Consider the following 22,196-nt stretch of genomic DNA (forward strand, 5'->3'; position numbering starts at 1 on the left):
TTTTTATACTGTGGATGACCGGTTCTTTATCTTGTCGTATAACCACCGTTGGCAAAAATGGTCTGCCCTGTGATCCACCAGCCGTCCGTTACCAGGAACTCCACCAGCGGCGCAATATCTTCTATCTTCGTCAGTCCGCCCAGCGCCGAAGCCGATTTGTGGTACGCCACCGCGTCGTCTGTCTCCTGGCCATAAAAGAACGGCGTATCCATCGGGCCGGGCGCTACCGCCGTTACAGAGATGCCACGGGCGCCATATTCCTTGGAGGCAGCGCGGGTATAGTGTTCCACCGGCGCTTTACCACCGGCATAGGTGGAATATAAACCGGTGAACGCCGCCAGCAACGAGGTCACAATGGTGCATATCTTACCATTATCGTTGATCTGTTTACCTGCTTCCTGTATAAAGAAATAGGCCACTTTAGAGTTGATATCGAACATGCTGTCATACTCCGCTTCTGTAGTATCGGAGAAAGGTTTCTTCAGTACTTTGCCGACAGTATTGATAGCAATATCTATCCCGCCCCATTGTTTACGGGCTTCGTTGAAGAGTATGCGGATATTTTCCACGTTGGTGAGATCTGCCTGGAACAGGACCGCTTCACCACCGGCAGCCTTGATATCTTCCAGTGTTTTGTCGGCGTCCGCTTTAGTGCTGTCACTGTTGTAGTGGATGACAATTTTAGCGCCTTTTTTTGCCAGTTCCCGGCTCAGCAGGCCGCCCAGGTTCTTTGCTCCGCCTGCGATAAGCACAACTTTTCCTTTGAGGTCGTTTCTTCCCATGATGACATTTTTTAAGAATGTTTAACGATGGGATAAAGTTCCAAAAATCCCTTCCGCGGGCATGGTGAACTTTCAGGAATTTTGAAAAACGGGCTATCAGCGGACAGAAGACCGGTATTGCCCCGGTGTCTGTCCCGTCATTTTTTTAAAAAACTTGGAGAAATTGGAAGGATCGTAGGTTAATACATTGGCTATTTCCGCCACCGGCTTGTCCGTTTCAGCCAGCATTTTCCGGGCGGCATCAACAATCTTCTGATCATAAAAGTGACAGGGGTGATGCCCCATCGTTTGCTGTATGGTAGCGGTCAGATGGGCGTGCGACACGAACAATGCGCTGGCGATCTGATTGAGCTCCAGGAACTGCGGCGCTTCGCCGCTGATAACTTCAGCAATATGTTTATCTAAAAAAGCGAAATATGACTGCGTAATTTTTTCACTTTGCTTCATGGACGTATTAGCTGCATTCATTGAACAATCAGGCTGCAATGGTTAACACTTCACCGGGCCGGCCAGGGGTGAAGCTTGCAGCGGTTATACCGGCCCATCGTCCTCAAAGCTAGTTATTTCACAGCATTTTTCGCTTTTTGTTTCAAATTTCCTGTCAGGCAACCTTATCGCTCACTCGCCTGCAACGCCATCACGGGCACCGGGCTACGCAAGGTCAGCTGTTTGGTATGACTGGTATGGGTCAACTGATACAACCAGTCATGCCGCTTCGGCAATACGATCAGCAGGTCCAGCCCCAGCTCGTCTACGGCTTCGGTAATACTGTCAACCACCTTTGGATGAACGCTGTAATGATACTCAGGCCGCAACGGCTCCAGCATATCGTACAACGCACTGGTCTCCTGCAGGATGGTGGCGATATGCTCTCTTTTTTCCTTGATGTTCAGTACATGCAATTCCGCACGAAAATCGATGACAAACAGCTCCAGCAGGGATACCGGAACGGTTGCCGCCACTTCGTCCAGGTCACAGGCCAATCCCATCTTCTTAATGCCGTTAAACGTACAGGCAGGTGGCACGGTGATCAGCGGCCATGGCAGGTTTTTCATGGCTGCCACCGCATGACTGCCCAGCAGCATCCGTTCTGCTGCCGTCGTACCCTGGCTCCCCATTACGACCAGGTAGGGGGCTTCCTGGTCACACACCGCCTTCAATTCCGTATAAAAAGTGCCTATCTTCAGCAACGTGTTCACTACCACCGCGCCTGCCACCCGCTCGGCCAGCAGCGCCTGCAATTTGTCCAGTTCCTGCTGGATGTCCTGCATCAACTGGTCCGCATTAAATGCCACCGGTACCTCTGCATAAGACACCGGTAACGTATAAACATGTAACAACAATACCTGCTTACCTGTTGCCTTTGCCATGTCTGTTGCGTAATACGCTGCATTCAGGGCAGCCGCGGAAAAGTCTGTTGCAACAACGATTGTCTTCATATACTTGTTTTTTATAACACCAAGGTAGCCACAAACCATCACCCGGACACTGACAGCAGTCAGCCGTTTATTTGATTGTGATCATTGGGGGGATAACCGCCGCTTGATGCCCCCTGTCAAAAAGAAAAGGAACCGATGCCCGTGGGCACCGGTTCCTTTGACTGACCACTTGAAAAAATCAATTACCTACTGCTTTCTGGGCATCTACCACGCCCCAGCCGAGCTGGCCGTGTTTATTATCATAGAAGCTGGAAGCGCGACGCATACGGGCAAGGATGCTGTCGCGGGAGTATGTGGGGTATTTGCTCCATACCAGCGCCGCGATGGCCGCACAGCTGGCGGTAGCCACAGAAGAACCGCCCACGGTTGACGGCGCGTTGCCGGTGGCCGCAGTGGTCAGGGGATTTCTGCCGGTAGTGGATTTTTCCATGATAATGTCAAAAGCCACTTCACGGCCGGAGTGACAGTCCTCGCAGGGAGAAGTGCCATTATCCTTCACGCCGGTCACCGCCTGCACTTCCGGCATGGTAGCAGGATAAACCACGCCCAGGAAAGGACCGAAAGTAGAGTTGGTGGTACCCGCCGCACAGAACATCAGTTTACCCTTGTTATAGGCATAACGGATACCGTCTGTCACGTGACCGAAAGAAAACAGGGAGCCCATGCTCATGCTGATGATTTTCACAGCTGCATTGTCGCCGCCCAGCACATAGGCGTCACCGATACCCTGCACTGACTCGGGGGAAAGAATCACCACGTTTTCCGCTGCATGTACGGTGATCAGGTTGCTGTTATAAGCGATACCGGCGCTGTTGCCACCGGTGCCGCGGGGCGCCGCAATAACACCTGCCATTTTGGTACCATGGCCGCACACGTCCGCCGGCGTGCCGCCGGGGAAAGTGTTGATTTTCTCGATGGTACGGCCGGAAGAGGCGCCCTGGTTGAAGTTACTGCCCAGGTTATCCTGTGTGGGGCTCACACCGGTATCTATCAGCATGATCTTGACGTTGGCGCCGGTGGATTGTGTCCAGGCCTGCGGGATATTGTGATTGGCGTAGTTCCACGACTGTTTGGCGCCGGGCGTAATATTCGTATAGTCCACACCGGGAACCAGCGATGTGTTGGCCAGGTTGGAGTCACAACCAAAGGTAAGCATGGAGCTGCTGGTAGATCCGCCGGACGCAGGTTGCACCTGCATATAACGGGCATACCCTACCGGCTCGGCATATCTTACCAGCGCGGAGGCGCGCAGCGCTTTCACCGTGGCGAAGCGGCTGGCCTTTACATAAAACACCGGCAGTTTGGGCGACTGATAGGTCACCAGTCCCTTCTCCAGCTTGGTATCTCCTTTATACTTTTCTGTCTCCGTGATAAGACTTAACACCTTCTGACGGGCATCCTGCCAGTCGCCGGCGTTAACATTGATTTTGTCGATCTCCCGGCTGATATCGGCAGTACCGGCGGGCTGGAAGCCGACAGACAGGATACTATCGCCCTGTACCAGCGCGCTCCAGACAACGCTGTCGCTCACCATCGTCCAGTCGAAACGGCCGGTCCTGTTGAGATTTTCAAATACCAGCGCATTGATGACAGATTTTGGTACAACACCTTCTGTGGCCGAAGGCTGGCCCCCCTGCAGGACGGACTCTGTTCTTTTACAGGAAACAAACGTGGCAAAAAGCATACAAGCTGCAAATAAATTAACAATTTTCATGTGAGGATTTGCTTTAAAGATGAGGATTCGGGTTTGGGTTAAAAGATATGATTCAATCGTGTTTTGATGTGGTTAGCTACAGTGGCCGCTCCTGTTTCCCTGGTCATGGAGATGTGGTCCCCGGGCGCCATCAGCGCTGCTGAGCGGGTAACAAAAGATGCCCAGCCCAGGCTGTCATCTCCGTCGGGCATACTGCGCTCTTCCGCCCGGATGACGGTCAGCGTTGTATCCACCCGGCCAGTGACGGTATATTCCATAAACAGGCTGTGCGCGGCCATATCAAAGATGCGCATCACAAAACCGAGATGCGCCTTTTCTTCTGAAACATGCGCTTTCAGGTAATCCAGTACAAAAGGCACGGCGGCCCTGGGCTCCATCCCTTCCATAGCAGGCTTTAAATCTTTCACCCAGTCGGGATACGGCCTGGTGACGATCTTATAGATTTCAAACGCTTCCAGCAGGAAATTATAAAGCATGTCATTATCCAATACGGTGCGTTTAGGCGCAACATGCGTATCCAGGATAAAAAGCGCTTCCACCTTCTCTCCCTGCGCTTCCAGCTGGCGCGTCATTTCATAGGCTATCTGTCCGCCCAGCGAGTGGCCGATAAGCCTGTAAGGGCCGGCCGGCTGCACGGACTTCATCCATACTATGTTTTGGGCGGCAATAGCGGGCACACTGTCCAACGGCTTTTCGCCATCGAAGATGCCCATCATCTGCAGGCCATAGAGCGCACCGGTATCTTCCAGCCCGGCGCCGAGCGTCGTATAGCCTTCACAGATACCATTGCCTCCGGGGAGGAAAAATAAGGGCAATGCCTGCGGCCCATTGTTCAGCGGCAGGATATGCCGGTTGCCGTGATAACCTTCTGCCTGCCCCCCGGTAATGAGGCTGGCCGTTGCACGCTGGTCCAGCACATCCGCCAGTGCCGCAATCGTCGGGAAATCAAAGATGTCGCCGATGGAGATTTCTCCCGCCAGTTGTTTGCGGATAACAGCGATCAGGTGAATGGCCAGCAGGGAATTACCACCTGCTTCAAAGTAGTTGTCATGGACGCCTACCCTTTCCAGTCCCAGCTGGTCCTGCCAGAAAGCCGCCAGCGCTTTTTCTGTGGCGGTTACAGGTGCTTTATATCCACCACCGGACTGCATAATGGCGTCCGGATCGGGCAGCGCTTTTTTGTCTACTTTCCCATTGGCGGTCATCGGCAGCTTTTCCAGCAGCGTCAGGGAAGAGGGCACCATATAGTCCGGCAGGCGTTCTTTCAGCCACGCTATCAGTTGGCCTTTCTCCAACCCATCTTTGGGCACTATATATCCCAGCAGGCGTTTGCTGCCGCTTTCTCCTGCTTTTGCGATGACCACCGTTTGACTTACCTGCGGATGCTGCAGCAATACGCTTTCTACTTCGCCCAATTCGATGCGGAAACCGCGGACTTTTACCTGGTCATCCCGGCGTCCAAGGTATTCTACCGTACCATCGGGGCGCCAGCGGGCCATATCCCCGGTTTTATACAGACGGTCACCCGGTGTTTTGCCATACGGATGCGGTATGAAACGTTCGGCTGTCAGTTCCTCCCGGTTGAGATAACCACGCGCCACGCCATCGCCGCCCACATACAGTTCTCCGGCCACGCCTACCGGCACCAGCTGCAGGGCAGCGTCGAGGATATAAGCGGAACGGTTGTTCAGCGGTATACCTATCGGTGTGTTGACCGTCAGCCCCCGCTCATGAATAGGGTAACTCAGGGAGAAGGTGGTGTTCTCCGTAGGTCCGTAGATGTTACTGATCTTTATGTCCGGGTAGGCTTCCCTGAAGCGCACCACGTGTTTTTCCGACATCTTCTCCCCTCCGGTAAGGATAGCCTGCAAATGAGCAAATACACTGACATCGGTGTCTACCAGCTGGTTGAACCATCCGGTGGTAATAAACAATACCGTTACCTGTTTTTCGTATAACTCACGCTTCAGCACATCCGTGTCCAGCAGGCTGTTTTCGGGACTGAGCACCAGCCGGCCGCCGTTGAGCAGCGCGCCCCAATACTCAAAAGTAGTGGCGTCGAAAGAGAGCGAGCCGGCCGACAGGATTGCATCCGATGGCTGCAGGGATACATAGTTAGGCTGCTTCACCAGGCTGGTGACGTTACGGTGGGTCACCAGCACCCCTTTAGGCTTGCCGGTAGAACCGGACGTATACATTACGTAAGCGAGACTGCCGGCATCGGGGTTACCAGGGATAACGTCTCCCGTGTGGACCGGCAGGCTATCGTATAATTCATCCACACAGAGATGCTGCATGTCCTGCCTTTCGTTAGCCAGGATAACAGCGTGCGTACTAACGGTGACGGTTACATGACTATTACTTTCCGACAACATAAAGGCAAGCCTTTCTGCCGGATAGTCTGGGTCCAGCGGCACATAGGCGCCGCCAGCCTTCAGAATAGCGAGGATGGCGACCATCATCTCCAGCGAACGCGGAATGCAAACCGGCACCATCATTTCCTCCTTCACGCCCTTCGCCCGGAGGTAAAGCGCCAGCCTGCCGGACCATTCATCCAGCTCCCGGTACGTCAGCACCTGGTCACGGAATAATACGGCGGCTTCGTCCGGCCGTTGATGTACCTGTTCGGCAAACAGTTGCACGATCGTTTTCTCTGCCGGATAAGGCACAGCGGTATTGTTAAAATCTTCCAGCAGCATTTTTTCATCCGCTGCAGTCAGCAGCGGCAGCATGCCTACCGGCGTCCGGGGGGCATCTGCGATGGCCTGCAGCAGCTGTTTAAACTGCGACATCATCCGTTCAATGGTGCCGGCATCGAAGAGGTCTGCACAATACTCCACACTGGCGCCAAGGCCTTCCGGCCCTTCGCGGAACAACACGGTCAGGTCCAGTTTGGCGGTGGCGTGTTCCCCTCCTTCTTCTGTCATCGCCAGCTCACCGAGTTCCAGTTCCGGCACATCGGGCAGATTTTGCAGCACCAGCGCCACCTGGAAGATGGGGTTGCGGCTAAGGTCCCTGTCTTTGGCCACCACTTCCACGATCTTTTCAAAAGGCACCTCCTGGTGCGCATAGGCGTCAAGGGTGGTTTGTTTCACCTGCTGCAGCAAGGTGGTAAATGACGGGTTGCCGCTCAGGTCTGCGCGCAGCGACAAGGTATTAATGAAGAAACCGATTAGTCCCTCCAGTTCCTGGCGTGTACGGCCGGCGATCGGGCTGCCTACGCAGATATCTTCCTGACCGCTGTAGCGGTACAGTAACACCTGGAAAGCCGCCAGCAGCGTCATAAAGATGGTAGCGCCTTCCTGTTGGGCAAGGGCATGCAGCTGATCGGACAACGCACGGTCCAGTATAAACGTAGTGGTGGCGCCACGGCTGCTTTGCAGGGCGGAGCGGGGATAGTCCAGTGGTAACTGCAACGCAGCTACGCCGGACAGCTTTTGTTCCCAGTAGCTCAGCTGCCTGGCCAGTACTTCTCCGGAAAGATGTTCTCTCTGCCAGATGGCATAGTCGGCATACTGGAGTTCCAGCGGCGCCAGTTCCGGCTCACGGCCGGCGGCATACGCTTCATAAAAAGCAGCCAGCTCTTTTACCAGCACACCGGTAGACCAGCCGTCAGAAGCAATGTGATGCAATGTCGCCACCAGTATGTGTTCTTCTTTGCCCAGTACGATCAGTTGCATCCGCAGCATGTGATCTGCCGACAGGTCAAATGGCTTTGTGATCAATTCTTCCACAAAGGCATGCAAGGCGGCAGTATCTTTCCTGAATGATGGTTCTTCATAAGTATCCATGCGCCAGCCGTTTTCAGGAAGTATCTGTTGCCATGACTCCCCGTCGCCGGAGGCGATCACGGTCCGCAACACTTCATGGCGGTTGACGATCGCCTGTGCTGAACGGGCCAGCGCATCGGCATCCAGCCGTCCTTTCAGGCGTAACACCGTAGGCAGGTGATAGTGCAGACTACCTTCCACCTGATCGATGAACCACAGCCTTTCCTGGCTGAAAGACAACGGGATGCGGGCCGGCCTCTCCTTCCGCACGAGATCCGGCGATTGCACCTTGTCTTTACGGGATTCCAGCAGGGTGGCTAATCCACCGATGGTAGGATGGTCAAACACATCCCCGATGGTCACTTCCAGCTGCAGCTGTTTCCTGATAGCGGAGATCACGCGGATGGCCAGCAGGGAATGCCCGCCGAGCGCGAAGAAATCGTCATGCAACCCTACGTTTTCTACTTCCAGCAACCGCTGCCAGATAGCTGCCAGTCCTTGTTGGATGGCTGTAACCGGCGCAGCAAAATCATGGATATCTGTTGTTGTTTTTCCTGCGTCGGGTAAACTGCGTTTATCAATTTTGCCGTTGGCGAGCAGCGGGAAGGATTCCAGTGGTATGATGACGGCAGGCACCATGTAGTCGGGCAACCGTTCTTTCAACAGGCTAAGCGTTTCCGTTACGTCAAAGTTGTCTGCCGGCACTACATAGCCCAGCAGTCGCTTGTTACCGCTATTATCTTCACGCGCAATGACCACCGCCTGTGACACGCCCGGGCATTGTTCCAGTATACGCCCGATTTCGCCGGGTTCCACGCGGTAGCCGCGTATCTTCACCTGGTCGTCTATACGGCCAAGGAAGAGAATATTGCCATCGGGTAATAATTTTACCCGGTCGCCGGTGCGGTAAAGCCTTTCGGCAGCATCCGTCGCAAAGGGGTCATCCACAAAGCGCTCTGCTGTCAGTGTTTCGTTATAGAGATACCCTGCAGCCACACCTTCGCCGCCAATATAGAGCTCGCCCGGAACACCCACCGGGCATAACTGCCGTTCCGGGTTGAGCACATAAACACGGGTATTGGAAAACGGTTTACCTACCGGAACAAAGGCGCCATACTGCGTATGCTCGTCAACGATATGCAGCAACTTTCCGATGGTAGTTTCTGTGGGGCCGTAGTGGTTCACCACAACACAGGTGGCCCCGGCGGTGCGGATATTCTCCACTACGCTGTATTCCAGCGCCTCGCCGCCAAAGATCAGCAGTTTTTCCGGCAGCAACAGTTGTCCGGGCTCCGACAGTGCTTTCCAATGCGAAGGCACGATCTTGATACAATCTATCTCGTGGGTCTCAAAATAGGACAGTACTTTCTGTGCGTCGTTGATCGTGTCTTTGGAGAACAGATGCAGGGTCCCGCCAACGGACAGCGCGGCGAACAACACCGTATTTCCTAAGTCGGTGGCAATACTGGACAGCAGGCCGAAAGAATGGCACGCATCCACCGGCAGGTGTGCCCGCAGACCGGTGATGTAGTCTGCCAGGTTGTGATGCGTTACCTTCACGCCTTTGGGCGTACCCGTGCTGCCGGAAGTGTAGATCACATAGGCAACGGCGGAAGGCGCGGGCAGTTCAAGTCTGTTTGTCGTCGTATAGGCGTTGATGAGATGTTGCTGTTCATCCGGGAAGATGATCTCCAATCCTTCCACGACAGGCAGGATATCGCGGTGCCTACCCAGGCTGATCATCACGGTAGCCCGGGTATCTTCCAGCATGTATTTTATTCTCTCTGCCGGAAAATCCGGTTCTACCGGCACATAGGCGCCGCCGGCGCGCAGGATGCCCAATACGGCTACCAGCATGTCCAGTGAGCGGTCTATGCATACAGGCACCAGCACATTTTCACCAACGCCTTTACTGCGCAGGTAATGTGCCAGCAGCGCGGAGCGCTGTTCCAGTGCTTTCCATGTCAACAGTTGGCCTTCAAAAGCCAGCGCGGTACCGTCCGGGTTATGGCGGGCAGCGGCTTCGAACCAGTGAAGGAATGTCTGTTGCCTCGGGTAGTCGATCGTCTGTTTCAATATTGCCAGCTGTTGTCGCTGCGCTACGCCGGTCAGTAACGGCAGCAGGTCCACTTTCTCCTCCGGTGTGGCCGCAATGGCTTTGAGCAGTGTCTGAAAATGGTCCAGCATGCGCAGTATCGTTTCCTCCCGGAACAGGTCCATCGCGTATTCCACCGCGGCGTGTAAACCGCCGTCGCTGTCTTCCGTCATCGAAAGGATGATATTAAAACGTGCAGTCGTGTGCGTAATTTCTTCCGGCGCCAGCGTCAGGTTGTGCAACCTGAAGTCGGGTGCTGCCGGTGTGTTGTCCATGACAAACATCACCTGGAACAGCGGCCTCCTGTTGGGGTCGCGGTCTTTCACCACCGCTTCCACAATTTTCTCAAACGGCACGTCCTGGTGATCAAATGCGTCGAGGGTGGTTTGTTTCACCTGCTGCAGCAGTTCCGTGAACGACGGATTATTGCCCAGATCACTACGCAGCGCCAGTGTATTGATAAAGAATCCTATGAGATGCTGGGTTTCCTGTTGTGTTCTGCCTGCGGCGGAGGTACCCACGCTGATGTCGTCCTGGCCGCTGTAGCGGTGCAGGAGCACTTTAAAGGCTGTCAGCAGCACCATATAGAGCGTGGCGTCCTGCTGCAAGGCCAGCTGACGCAGCTGCCGTCCTAGCGAGGCGGGCAACTGCACACCTACCCTCGCCCCCCGCATACTGATGGTAGACGGTGGCGTAAAGTCCGCCGGCAGCTCCAGCGGCGCTACCCCTTCCATCTTGTTTTTCCACCATCCCAGCTTACGGTCCAGCGTATCACCAGAAAGCTGTGCCCGCTGCCAGATGGCAAAGTCAGCGTATTGCAGCGGCAGTTCCGGCAACTGTAAGGTTTCGCCGCCGGCATACGCATTGTACAGCGCCATTACCTCGCGGGAAGCAATCCCCATAGACCAGCCATCGGCCGCAATATGATGTATGACCAGCACCAGCAGGTGTTTATCGGGAGCCAGGCGCAACAGGTGCGCTCTTAAAGGATGGTCATGCGACAGGTCGAAAGGTGCGCGCACCAGCGCACCCAGGTAGGTTTCCCGGGAGACTTCTTCCGTATAACCGTCAGCGTTATCAATGATATCCAGCGTCCATGTGTCTGCCGGCAGTACCTGCTGATACACCATACCATCTTCCTCTTTCATGACAGAACGCAGCACTTCGTGGCGGTTCACCAGCGTTTGCAGGCTACGTTCCAGCGCCGGAATATCCAGTGCTCCGTGCAACTGCAACAGCATCGGAATATGATATTGGATGCTACCCTCCAGCTGGTGGATAAACCACAGCCGCTCCTGGCTGAAAGACAATGGAATACGCGGTCCCCTTGCCTGGGCGGTGAGCGCCGCCACAGGCTTTCCATGCGCTGTAGCCAGCCATACCGCCAGTTGCGCCACCGTCGGGTTCGCGAAAACGGCGCGGATAGGGACTTCTGCCTGCAGCCGGCTGCGTACCAGCGCAATGAGGCGTACCACCTGCAGGGAGTTACCGCCGCATTCGAAGAAATTGTCGTGTATCCCTGTCCGTTGCCTGCCCAGCACTTCCTGCCAGATGTCTGCCAGCGTTTCTTCAGTGGCATTACGCGGCGCCACGTAAACATTGGCCAGTATATTATTCATATCGGGCGCCGGCAACGCGTTTTTATCGATCTTGCCGTTCGCTGTCAATGGTAGCTTTTCCAGTGTCACCCACAGCGCCGGCAGCATGTAATCCGGCAGCCGCTTTTTCAGGAAAGCTACCGTATCTGCTTTTTGAAACTCTCCTGCGGGCACCACGTAAGCTACCAGCTGCCGGTTACCTTTATGGTCTTTCTGCGCCAGCACCACTGCCTGCCGTACCTGCCCGCTCGCTGCCAGGGCGCTTTCTATCTCACCCAGCTCTATACGATAGCCGCGTACCTTCACCTGTTCGTCAAGGCGGCCCAGGTATTCGATGGTGCCGTCCGGCAGCCAGCGGCCAAGGTCTCCGGTCTTGTACATGATCGCACCGGCATGGAACGGGTCCGGCACAAACTTTTCCCTGGTGAGATCAGGGCGGCCCCAATATCCCAGCGCCAGGCTGTCACCAGCCAGGCAGATTTCACCGGCAATACCGGCGGGGCATAATTTTTCACGGCGGTTAAGGATATAAACCCGGGTATTGCTGACCGGACGGCCAATTACCGGCGCACGGTCTTTGTCCGTCACCGGCAGCTCATACCAGGTGGCCACCACGCTGTTTTCCGTAGGGCCGTAGTTGTTAACAACTTTATAGGACAGACCACTAACATCTGTGGCCGGCAGCTGATCGCCGCCAGTCAGCAGGTATTGCAACGGCAGTATTTTGTCTGCCGCCGCCCGGATGAATTCCTGCACCTGCGCAGTGGAGATAAATGCATGCGTAAAGCCCTGCTGCCGGTGTAACGCGATGAGCGAAGGCATCAGCACGCGGGTATCATTATCCGGCAGGTACACATATGCTCCCGCTGCGAGGTAAGGCCATACTTCCCAGCCGAAAGCGTCGAAGCCCACGCTGGAAACAGCCGTGGCCCTGCTGTACGCATTCACCCGGAACGCCGCCTGATGCCAGTGTACCAGGTTGGCTAACCCGCGATGGGGCACCATCACGCCTTTCGGTTTCCCGGTAGATCCCGAAGTATAGATCAGGTAGGCCACCTGGCCGGGAGTGACGTCGGGCAGCGCGGCAGCCGGAGCATAGCGGTTGATCGCCTCCCTGTCTTCATCCAGCCGGATGACCGTCAGCCGGTCAGTATCAGGTAAACTGCCTGCGCTGTCGTTGTCTGTGATCAGCACGGTGGCGCCGCAATCGGCGAGCATATAACGGACACGTTCCGACGGATAGGCGGTATCTACAGGCACATAAGCCGCGCCGGCCTTCATGATGGCCAGCATGGCCAGCACTATTTCCGGCGTACGCTCCAGGTATACCGGCACCCGGTCCCCGGGCTTTACGCCCAGGCCCTGCAGGTAATGCGCCAGCTGAACTGCCCTCTCGCTGAGTGTTTTATAGGTAAGGGAAGCCGTTGCAGAAGCCAGCGCCGTGGAATTCGGCCGCATGGCCACCTGTGCAGCAAACAAGGACAGGATAGTATCTTCTGGCGGATAGGCAACGGTCGTTTGATTGAACGTATGCAGCAGTTGTGTGGTTTCCTGCGGTGTAATCAGCGCCAGTTCATCGATGGCGGCGCCAGGCGTCTGCACAATGGCATGTAACAGCTGTTCGAAATGCGCTACCATCTGCTGTATGGTGGACTCGCGGAACAGGTCCGTGCAATACTCGACACTGCCCATCAGCCCTTCGGCGCCTTCAGCCATCGACCAGCTGAGGTCGAAGCGGGAAGTGGTATGAGCGCTTTCCTGCTGGGACAGCATCATATCGCCCAGTGTCAGCGTCCCTTCCTGCGGCGCATTCTGTAACACAAACATCACCTGGAACAGCGGCGTGCGGCTGATATCCCGCTCCCTGACCACGGCGTCCACCACCTGCTCAAAAGGTACGTCCTGCTGCTCATACGCGCCCAGCGTCGTCTGTTTTACCTGTTGCAGTAAAGTGGTAAACGACGGTCCGTTGGCCAGATCACTGCGTAGCGCCAATGTATTGATAAAGAAACCGATGAGCCCTTCTGTTTCCTGACGGGTCCTGCCGGCAGTAGGTACGCCCACGCAGATATCTTCCTGTCCGCTGTAGCGGTACAACAGCACTTTAAAGGCCGCCAGCAGCGTCATAAACAGTGTGGCTCCTTCCTGTCGGGACAGTGCCTGCAAACCGGCCGACAGGTCACTGTCAAGCCTGAACGAATACAGGCTGCCCCGGGTGCTCTGCACGGCCGGTCTTGGAAAATCGGTCGGCAGCTGTAAGGTAGCAGCCCCGGACAATTTATTTTTCCAGTAGCCGAGCTTATCCTGCAACACGCGACCGGTGAGATACTCCCGCTGCCAGACAGCAAAGTCGGCATACTGGAACTCCCTTTCGGGTAATGATGGCGTACGGCCCGTGGTGTAAGCGTTGTACAATTCCACCAGTTCTTCTACGATGATACCGGCAGACCACGCATCAGAAGCAATGTGATGCAGGGTGACCACCAGCACATATTCTTCCTCTGGTCTTACAACCAGGTGCGCCCGCAACATATAGTCGTTACCGAGATCAAACGGAGTATTGATCAACCGGGAGATATAGTCCTGCAGGGCTGGTTCTGCCATGAGGGAAGTACCCGCAATGATCTGCAATTGCCAGTCGTCGGCCTGCAGCACCTTTTGCCAGGTAATTCCCTCTTCATGTACGATAACTGTGCGGAGCACCTCGTGACGCTCCACGATGGTTTTCAGCGCAGACGCCAGCGCGGCGGTATCCAGCTTGCCTTTCAGACGTAATACCGCCGGCACATGATAGTGTATGCTTCCCTCCATACGGTCAATAAACCAGAGCCTTTCCTGGCTGAAAGACAAGGGAATGCGGGCCGGCCGTTCCTTACGCACCAGCGCCGGCACAGACGATTGTGGCCTCCGCTGTTCCAGTTGCGCCGCCAGTGTGGCTACTGTGGGATAGTCGAACACGTCGCCGATGGTGACTTCCGCCTCCATTTGTTTACGAATAGCAGAGATAAGACGTATGGCCAGCAGGGAATGCCCTCCCAATGCAAAGAAATCATCATGACGGCCGACATCCTCAACTTCCAGCAATACCGACCAGATAGCCGCGAGCTTTTGCTCTACGGCCGTTTCCGGCGCCGTATATCCCTGTTGTACGTCGGCGGCTTCCTCCGGATCAGGCAGCGCCTTACGGTCCACCTTACCATTGGCCATCAGCGGAAAGCTATCTACGAAAGACCACAACGCCGGATGCATGTGGTCGGGCAATTCATTTTTAACATATGCCTGCAACGCTTCTTTATCCGTGCCGTTACCGCGCAGGATATAAGCCACCAGGCGTTTGTCGCCGTTACGGTCCGGCCTCGCCAGCACTACCGCCTGTTCGGTGAGACCGCTCTTCACCAGCACATTTTCGATCTCTCCCAATTCCACCCGGTAGCCGCGGATTTTCACCTGGTCGTCTGCACGGCCCAGGAAGAGAATATTGCCGTCCGGCAGGTATTTCACCAGGTCGCCGGTGCGGTAAAGCCGGGAAGAGACGCCCGGCAGAAAACGATCGGCCACAAACTTGCTTTGGGTCAGGGCTTCCTGGTGGAGATAACCGGCAGATACGCCATCACCGCCGATATACAGTTCACCGGGGATGCCCACAGGGCTTAACTTACCCGCCGGCGACACCACGTATATCCGGGTATTGGAAAACGGCTTGCCAATGGGCACTTGTTGTTCGTACAGGCTGTCGGGTTGTACCACGTGCATCAGCTTTCCGATAGTCGTTTCCGTTGGCCCATAGTGGTTTACCACCATTACGTTGTTGCCCGATGCCCGGATGGCCGTTATGACGCCGGCATCCAGCGCCTCTCCTCCAAAAATCAGCAGCTTCCGGGGCAACAACAGGTTGCCTGGCAACGACAATGCTTTCCAGTGAGACGGAACTATTTTAATACAGTCCACCGGATGCGCCGCAAAATAGGCGGCGATCCGTTCTGCGTCATTCACCGCTTCTTTGGTGAACACATGCAATGCTCCGCCCGTGGCCAGCGCGCCGAAGACAACGGTATTACCAAGGTCGGTGGCGATGCTGGACATCAGTCCGAAGGAACGGCTCTCTTCCAGCGGCAGCGCATGTTTCAGTCCATATACATAATCCATCAGGTTCTGATGGGTAACGATCACCCCTTTGGGATTACCGGTACTACCCGAAGTATAAATCACGTAAGCCGGCTGTCCGTGTAGCCATTCCCGTGACATCCGCGTAGCCGGCAGATCATCCGGCAGTCCGGCGTCTCCATCAAGCGTAATAACCTGCTGGCCCGTCAGCGGCAACCTGCCGGCGCAGGCGTTGCTGGTGACAATCACCTTCGCCGCCGTATCCGCCAGCATATAACTGACACGCTCCGCCGGAAAATCCGGATCGATGGGCACATAGGCGCCACCTGCCTTGAGAATACCCAGCAGGGCGACCAGTATATCAGCGGAACGTTCGAAGTACAATGGTACCAGCGAACCGGTGGTTACCCCTTTGCTGCGCAGATAATGCGCCAGCTGAGTGGCCCGCTTGTCCAGCTGGCCGTAGGTCAACACGCGGTCCTCACACCGCACAGCGGTCTGCTCCGGCGCCCTGTCTGCCTGTGTCTCAAATATATCTATGAGCGTGGTATGCGCAGGATAAGCTACCGTAGCGGTGTTCAGCAGTTGTTGTTTTTCCGTTGGCGTCAACAGTTCAATATCTCCGACTGTTTCTGCAATACCGGCCGTGATCTGTTGCAAAACCTGTTTAAAATGGCCGGTTATAGCCTCCAGGTAATGATCTTCCAGCAAAGCGGTATTGTAGGCAAACAGCAGGCTGGTCTCCGCGGAAATGCTGATGATGATGGTCAGCGGATAGTTGGTATGCGGATGAGTTTCCACGCCCGTCACTTTCAGCTGCCATTCCTTTGCATTCACCACCTCATCTACGGGGTAGTTCTGGAAAGTGATGGAACTATCAAACAGATCGCCGCTGATGCCCGCCCATTGCTGCACCTCCTGCAGGTTATTATACTGATGCTCCCGGCTGTGCTGTTGTTCAGTTTGGAGCTGCTGTAACCAGCTGACGATATGGCTGTTTTCATCCACAGCGGTATGAAGCGGCAGCGTATTGATGTACAGCCCCACTCCCCTTTCTGCGCCCGGCAGGTTGTCCGGACGGCCGGACACGGTGATACCATAAGCCACGTTCCGGTGGCCGGTATAAGCGTGTAACAGGTACGCCCAAACGCCCTGCATCAGCGTATTAACGGTAATATGATGCCTTTGTGCAAAACGTGACAACTGCTGCGTAAAAGCCGCGTCCAGTATCACCTTCCTGTTACTATACGCCCCCACGCCTTTGGTACGTGCGGCCGTATTGCTTACGAAAGGCAACAGGGTCGCTTCATCCAGGTCATGCAGGTATTGCTTCCAGTAGTTTTCTGCTTCCTCTTTATCGAGACGGTCCAGGTAATGAATATACGCCTCAAAACGATCGTCTCCCCGGGAAGGGAGCTCTCCGCCGGTCACCAGCGCATCATACCCCGACAACAAACCTTCCACGAGGACCGGCAATGACCATCCATCCAGCAGGATATGATGGGAGGTCCATAACATCCGGAAGTTATTGCCGTGTAGCCGTACCAGTGTTAAACGCATTAGCGGCGCCTCCGTAAAATCAAATCCCCTGCGCAGGTCTGCCTCTTCCAGTACCTTGTATAACCTGTTCTGCTCGTCGGTACTGCAGGCGGTATAATCCAGTATCTCCACGGGTAACGTAACTTTCCTGTACACACATTGCACGGGAATACTGAAGCGGTCATAGTAGAAAGCTGTGCGCAGAATACTGTGCTTCTCCAGCAACAGGTTCCAGCTTTTCACGAAGGCGTCCACGTGAAGGTCTTCCAGTTCCACGGTCATCTGTTCTGTATAGGTGCCTCCTTCCGCAGCGTACAGGCTGTGAAAGAGCATCCCTTCCTGCAAGCCGCTCAGCCGGTACAGACCGTCGATCTGTTGCCGCCGTGGAGCACCGTTATGCAGAGCATCCAGGAAAACATCCAGCTCTTCGTTGGACACCCAGGCGCCCAGCCCGTAGTCTGACGGGGTAAACACCGGGGTTGGCACCGCTACACAATGCGCTATCAGCGCTTCCAGGTGCGACAAATAGTTTTGCGCCAGCTGCGCAATGGAAGCCGGTTCAAAATGTTGTACACTATAGTTCCAGTCCAGCTGCAGTTGCCCGGCTTTTACAAGACCTGTTAGGCTCAATAGCTCCCGCAGCGGGAAACCGGCGGCAATGTCCGCACCGGAGGATTCAGCTGCGCTGCTGAACAGCCCTGCTTCGTCTTTCAGGTTATCAGACTGGCCGAGATAGTTAAACACCACGTTCCAGGGATTGGCTCCATGCAATGCCGGTATTTTGTTCAGGTATTTCAGGACACCGTATCCCAGTCCTTTATCCGGCGTACGCCGCAACTGTTCTTTGACAGCCTTCAGCGCCTCCCCTGCGTGGCGGTCACCACCGGTTTCCAGGAGTACGGGGAACAAGTTGGTAAACCAGCCTACCGTGCGACTGGTATCGATGTCTTTATTGATGTCTTCCCTGCCGTGTCCTTCCAATCCTACAATCACGGCGCTATGGCCATTCCATTCAGATAAGGTCAGGGCTAATGCTGTCAGCAGGATATCATTTATCTCTGTATGATAAGCCTGGGAGGTTTCTTTCAACAACCGGCGGGTACTGTGTGTACTCAGTTGTGAAGTATAACTTCGGGTATCTGCCATGGTCACCCGTCCCTCAAAAATCCTGTCCGTTTTCAGGGGCAGCGGTTGTAGCGCTATCTTCTCCCAGTAAGGCGCCTGGGACAGGCCACGTTGTGTGTTTCCGTAGTTGACCAGCGCCTGTTGCCATTGCCGGTAAGAAGAACCTTTCCGTTCCGGCAGCGACTGGCCCTGCAACAGCAGCTGCAGGTCTTCGAGCAGGATACGCCAGGAAACGGCATCTACAGCAAGGTGGTGCACCACCATAAAGAGGCGGTTGGCCGCTTCTGCTTCCGGCGTTAGTACCAGGACAACTTTCGTCACCACTCCCTTCCGGATGTCCAGGCTGGCCTGATAACGGTCAGCCGTAGCGGTGATAGCGGCCGGCAATTGTTCCGCAGGCACGCTCCGCAGGTCTGCTATTTCCAGCTCACCTTCACCACCGCTATATACCTGTTGCCATTTATTTTCCTGCTGATGATATACAAAACGTAAGGCATCGTGATAGTTAACCAGTTGCCGGATGGCCGGTATCAACTGTTCACCGGTTATTTTCTTATCGATCCCCAGTAAAACACTTTGGTTAAAGTGGTTTACAGCAGCGGCATCCAGCTGAAGGAACCACTGCTGAACAGGTAATAGCCCGCTTTCACCAGTGAGCTTTCCCTGCTCGCCGGTCACGCTGCGGCCCGCCTGTGCGTGTATATGTGCCGCCAGTGCAGCAATATGCTGATGTACGAACAGGTCTCTGGGCTGTAACTCATACCCTGCCCGTCTTATGCGGCCAACAGCCTGAATGGTGATAATTGAATCGCCACCGAGCTCAAAGAAATTGTCGTATATCCCTACCTGTTGTACGCCCAACAATTCCTGCCAGATGGCAGCCAGTACCTCTTCCGTAGTATTGCGAGGCGCCACGTAAGTAGCTGCAGCGGTGCTTTCCAGGGCAGGTTCGGGTAAGGCTCTTTTATCGATCTTACCGTTGGCCGTGAGCGGTAACTGGTCCATGACGATAATTGCCGCCGGCACCATATATTCCGGCAAGCGGTTTTTCACTGCTGCCAGCGCTGCTGCTTTATCAAAGCTTTCGTCACCAGCCACGTAGGCTACCAGCCGTTTGTGGCCGGCGTTATCGGTTTTAGCCAATACCAGCGCCTGCCTGGCGCCTTTCTCGGTGGCGAGTACATTTTCAATTTCTACGGGCTCGATGCGGTAGCCACGTATCTTCAACTGTTCATCTATACGTCCCAGGTACTCGATCGTGCCGTCAGCACGCCAGCGGCCTAAGTCACCGGTATGATAAATCCTTTCGCCATTTGTATGCGTGGTGAATTTTTCTGCCGTCAGTTCCGGCAGGTTCAAATAGCCTTTAGCAAGGCCCGCGCCTGCAATGCATATTTCCCCGCCCACACCAGCCGGACTGAGCGCGCCCGCAGGGCTGAGGATATATACGCGGGTATTACTCACGGGGCTGCCAATGGGAGGCGTCATCGCCGCGTTACCGGGCGATAGTATATAACTGGTAGTGACTACACTATTTTCCGTTGGCCCGTAGTTGTTGACCAGTTTATAAGGTAATGACGACACCTGCGTGACGGGCAGTTTATCGCCGCCGGTGAGCAGGTATCGGAGGTCTTGTATCTTTCCTGCGCCAGCCTGGATAAAGGCCGGCACCAGGGCAGTAGAAATGAAGGCATGCGTAATCTGCGCTTTTACGTGCAGGTCCACCAATGCGGGCATGAAGACACGGGTATCGTCGTCTACCAGGAAGACGGAAGCCCCGGCAGCCAGGTATGGCCAAAGCTCCCAACCGAAAGCATCGAAACCGATGCCCGAAACGGCGGTAGCGCGACTGTCAGCTGTGACCCCGAAAGCCTGCTGATGCCAATGCACCAGGTTCGCCAGTCCGCGGTGTTCTATCATCACGCCTTTAGGTTGGCCCGTGGAGCCGGAAGTATAAATCACATATACCAGCTGGTCAGTCGCCAGCGCCACTGTCAGCGCAACAGCGGGGCAACGGTCAATAAGTGCCTGTTCCTTTGCCGGAATGACCGGCCGTATCTTCTCTCCGATGCCCGCCGCGATCTCTTCATTGCAGATAACAACCGCCGCACCTGTATCTTCCAGCGTAAAGCGTATGCGTGCCGCCGGGTAGGAAGGATCTACCGGTACATAGGCGGCGCCGGTCTTGATCACCGCCAGCATAGCCACCACAAGATCAGGGGAACGTTCGAGGCAAACCGGCACCAAACTGCCGGCAGCAACACCTTGTTGCTGCAGGTAGTGCGCCAGCCGGTTGGAGCGCTCGTCCAGTATGCGATATGACAGTTCACCATCCGCACTTTTCAGTGCCACGGCATCAGGTCGGACGGCCACCTGTTCGCGGAACAGGTCCGGTATGGTTTTATCCGCCGGAAAATCCGCGCGGGTATCGTTAAAATTCAGCAGCAATTGTTGCTCTTCCGCTTTGCTCAGCAGCGGAAGATCATCTATGCGCGCATCCGGGGTGGCGGTCACCGACAACAACAGTTCATGGAAGTGTCCGATCAAAGCCTCTATAGTGGCAGCGCTGAAGAGGTCCGCACAATATTCCACGCTGCCTTTCAGTCCTCCGTCTGTCTCCTGCATGATCAGGGTAAGATCGAACTTAGCGCTTTCCGCGATGATTTTTTCTTCTGACAACCGCAGCCCTCCGGGCGCACCGCCTTTTGACACCGGTGCGTTCTGCAAAGCGAAGACCACCTGAAACAGCGGGCTACGGCCGGGGTTACGGCCTTTTACCACTGTCTCGATCACTTTCTCCAACGGTATCTCCTGGTGATCGTAAGCACTCAGTGTCGTCTGTTTAATTTGTTGAAGCAAAGCCCGGAAAGAGGGATGATCTCCCAGGTCGCTGCGCAGTGCCAGCGTATTTACAAAAAGACCGATCAGTGTTTCCATCTCCGCCCTTGTTCTGCCGGAAACGGGACTGCCCACGCAGATATCCTCCTGACCGCTGTAGCGGTATAACAGGACCTTAAAGGCGGCCAGTAATGTCATGAAGAGGGTGACGTCTTCCTGGCGCGACAGTTGTTTCAGTTTATGAGCGATGGTGTTGTCTACTGTAAAATCAATAGTAGCGCCCCGCGTGCTTTGGACTGCGGGCCGCGGATAATCCAGCGGCAGTTCCAGGGGCGCCACCGCTGCCAGCTGCTTCTTCCAGTAATCCAGCTGTTGTTGCAGGCCGTTGCTGCCGAGTTGCTGGCGTTGCCAGAGGGCATAGTCGGCATATTGTATCTCCAGCGGCGCCAGCTGCGGCGTATGACCGTTAGCGTAAGCGTCATACAGCGCCTGCAGTTCGCTCACCAGGATACCGGTGGACCAACCATCGGAAACGATATGATGCAGCGTTAACACCAGTATATGCGTCTCCTTCTCCAGCACTATCAGCTGCGCGCGCAGCAGATGGTCATTCGCGAGGTCAAAAGGAACAGCGATATCATCTTTCAGCGCCTGTTGCAAAGCGGCAGTATCGCGGAGGGCTGCGGCATCTTCCCGGACACTGAGCCTCCATTGGTCTTTCTCCATCACATATTGTGACGGCCGGCCAGCATCTTCGCTGGTGCGGATCACCGTGCGAAGGATTTCGTGCCGGTTCACGATTTCGCGCAAAGCGTTTTCCAGTGCCTTGCGGTCCAGAGGGCCCTCCATGCGGAGCGCGGCAGACAGGTGATACTGTACGCTGCCTTCCAGCTGGTCGATGATCCAGAGTCTTTCCTGGCTGAAAGACAGGGGTATCGCGGTATCAGCAGAACGGCCGGAAGCAGCCGTTATAGCCGTTCCCGTTACAGCCGCCGTGCGCTGATGATATTGCCTGAAATAGGTAATGAGATGTTGTTTGTTGTCCTTCAGCACTTTCAGCAGGCTGCCGTCGATCTTTCGCTCCTTGCTAACCTTTACCACGAGGTCATTTTCGTCATAGGATATTTTTATTCCCGAATCCTGGGCCTTTCCCAGTAAGTCAACGATGTCAATTAAATTAAAATCTGACATA

General features: G+C 55.2%; 5 protein-coding genes. All 5 read right to left on the reverse strand.

Features of this window, described 5'->3' with window-relative positions; all coding sequences use genetic code 11:
- Positions 1 to 26: 26 nt before the first annotated feature.
- The 5 genes from HF324_RS19490 to HF324_RS19510 all read right to left on the reverse strand — a co-directional run bounded on the left by HF324_RS19490 (position 27) and on the right by HF324_RS19510 (position 22,195).
- On the reverse strand, positions 27 to 782 hold the full coding sequence (locus tag HF324_RS19490; RefSeq protein WP_168804092.1) for an SDR family oxidoreductase: 756 nt from the start codon (positions 780 to 782) through the stop codon (positions 27 to 29).
- A 96-nt stretch (positions 783 to 878) separates the two neighbouring features.
- Positions 879 to 1,229, reverse strand: coding sequence for a helix-turn-helix domain-containing protein (locus HF324_RS19495; protein ID WP_220100776.1), 351 nt, complete (start codon positions 1,227 to 1,229; stop codon positions 879 to 881).
- A 164-nt stretch (positions 1,230 to 1,393) separates the two neighbouring features.
- Positions 1,394 to 2,221, reverse strand: a complete 828-nt coding sequence (locus HF324_RS19500) for a universal stress protein (RefSeq protein WP_168804094.1) — start codon at positions 2,219 to 2,221, stop codon at positions 1,394 to 1,396.
- A 178-nt stretch (positions 2,222 to 2,399) separates the two neighbouring features.
- A complete protein-coding gene (locus tag HF324_RS19505; protein ID WP_193114955.1) occupies positions 2,400 to 3,935 on the reverse strand; it encodes a S8 family serine peptidase in 1,536 nt (511 codons plus the stop codon).
- A 38-nt stretch (positions 3,936 to 3,973) separates the two neighbouring features.
- Positions 3,974 to 22,195 carry a non-ribosomal peptide synthase/polyketide synthase gene (locus HF324_RS19510; protein WP_168860586.1) on the reverse strand — a complete coding sequence of 6,074 codons (18,222 nt, stop codon included), beginning with the start codon at positions 22,193 to 22,195 and terminating at the stop codon, positions 3,974 to 3,976.
- Position 22,196 lies beyond the last annotated feature (1 nt).

Source organism: Chitinophaga oryzae (genome assembly GCF_012516375.2).
Taxonomy (GTDB): domain Bacteria; phylum Bacteroidota; class Bacteroidia; order Chitinophagales; family Chitinophagaceae; genus Chitinophaga; species Chitinophaga oryzae.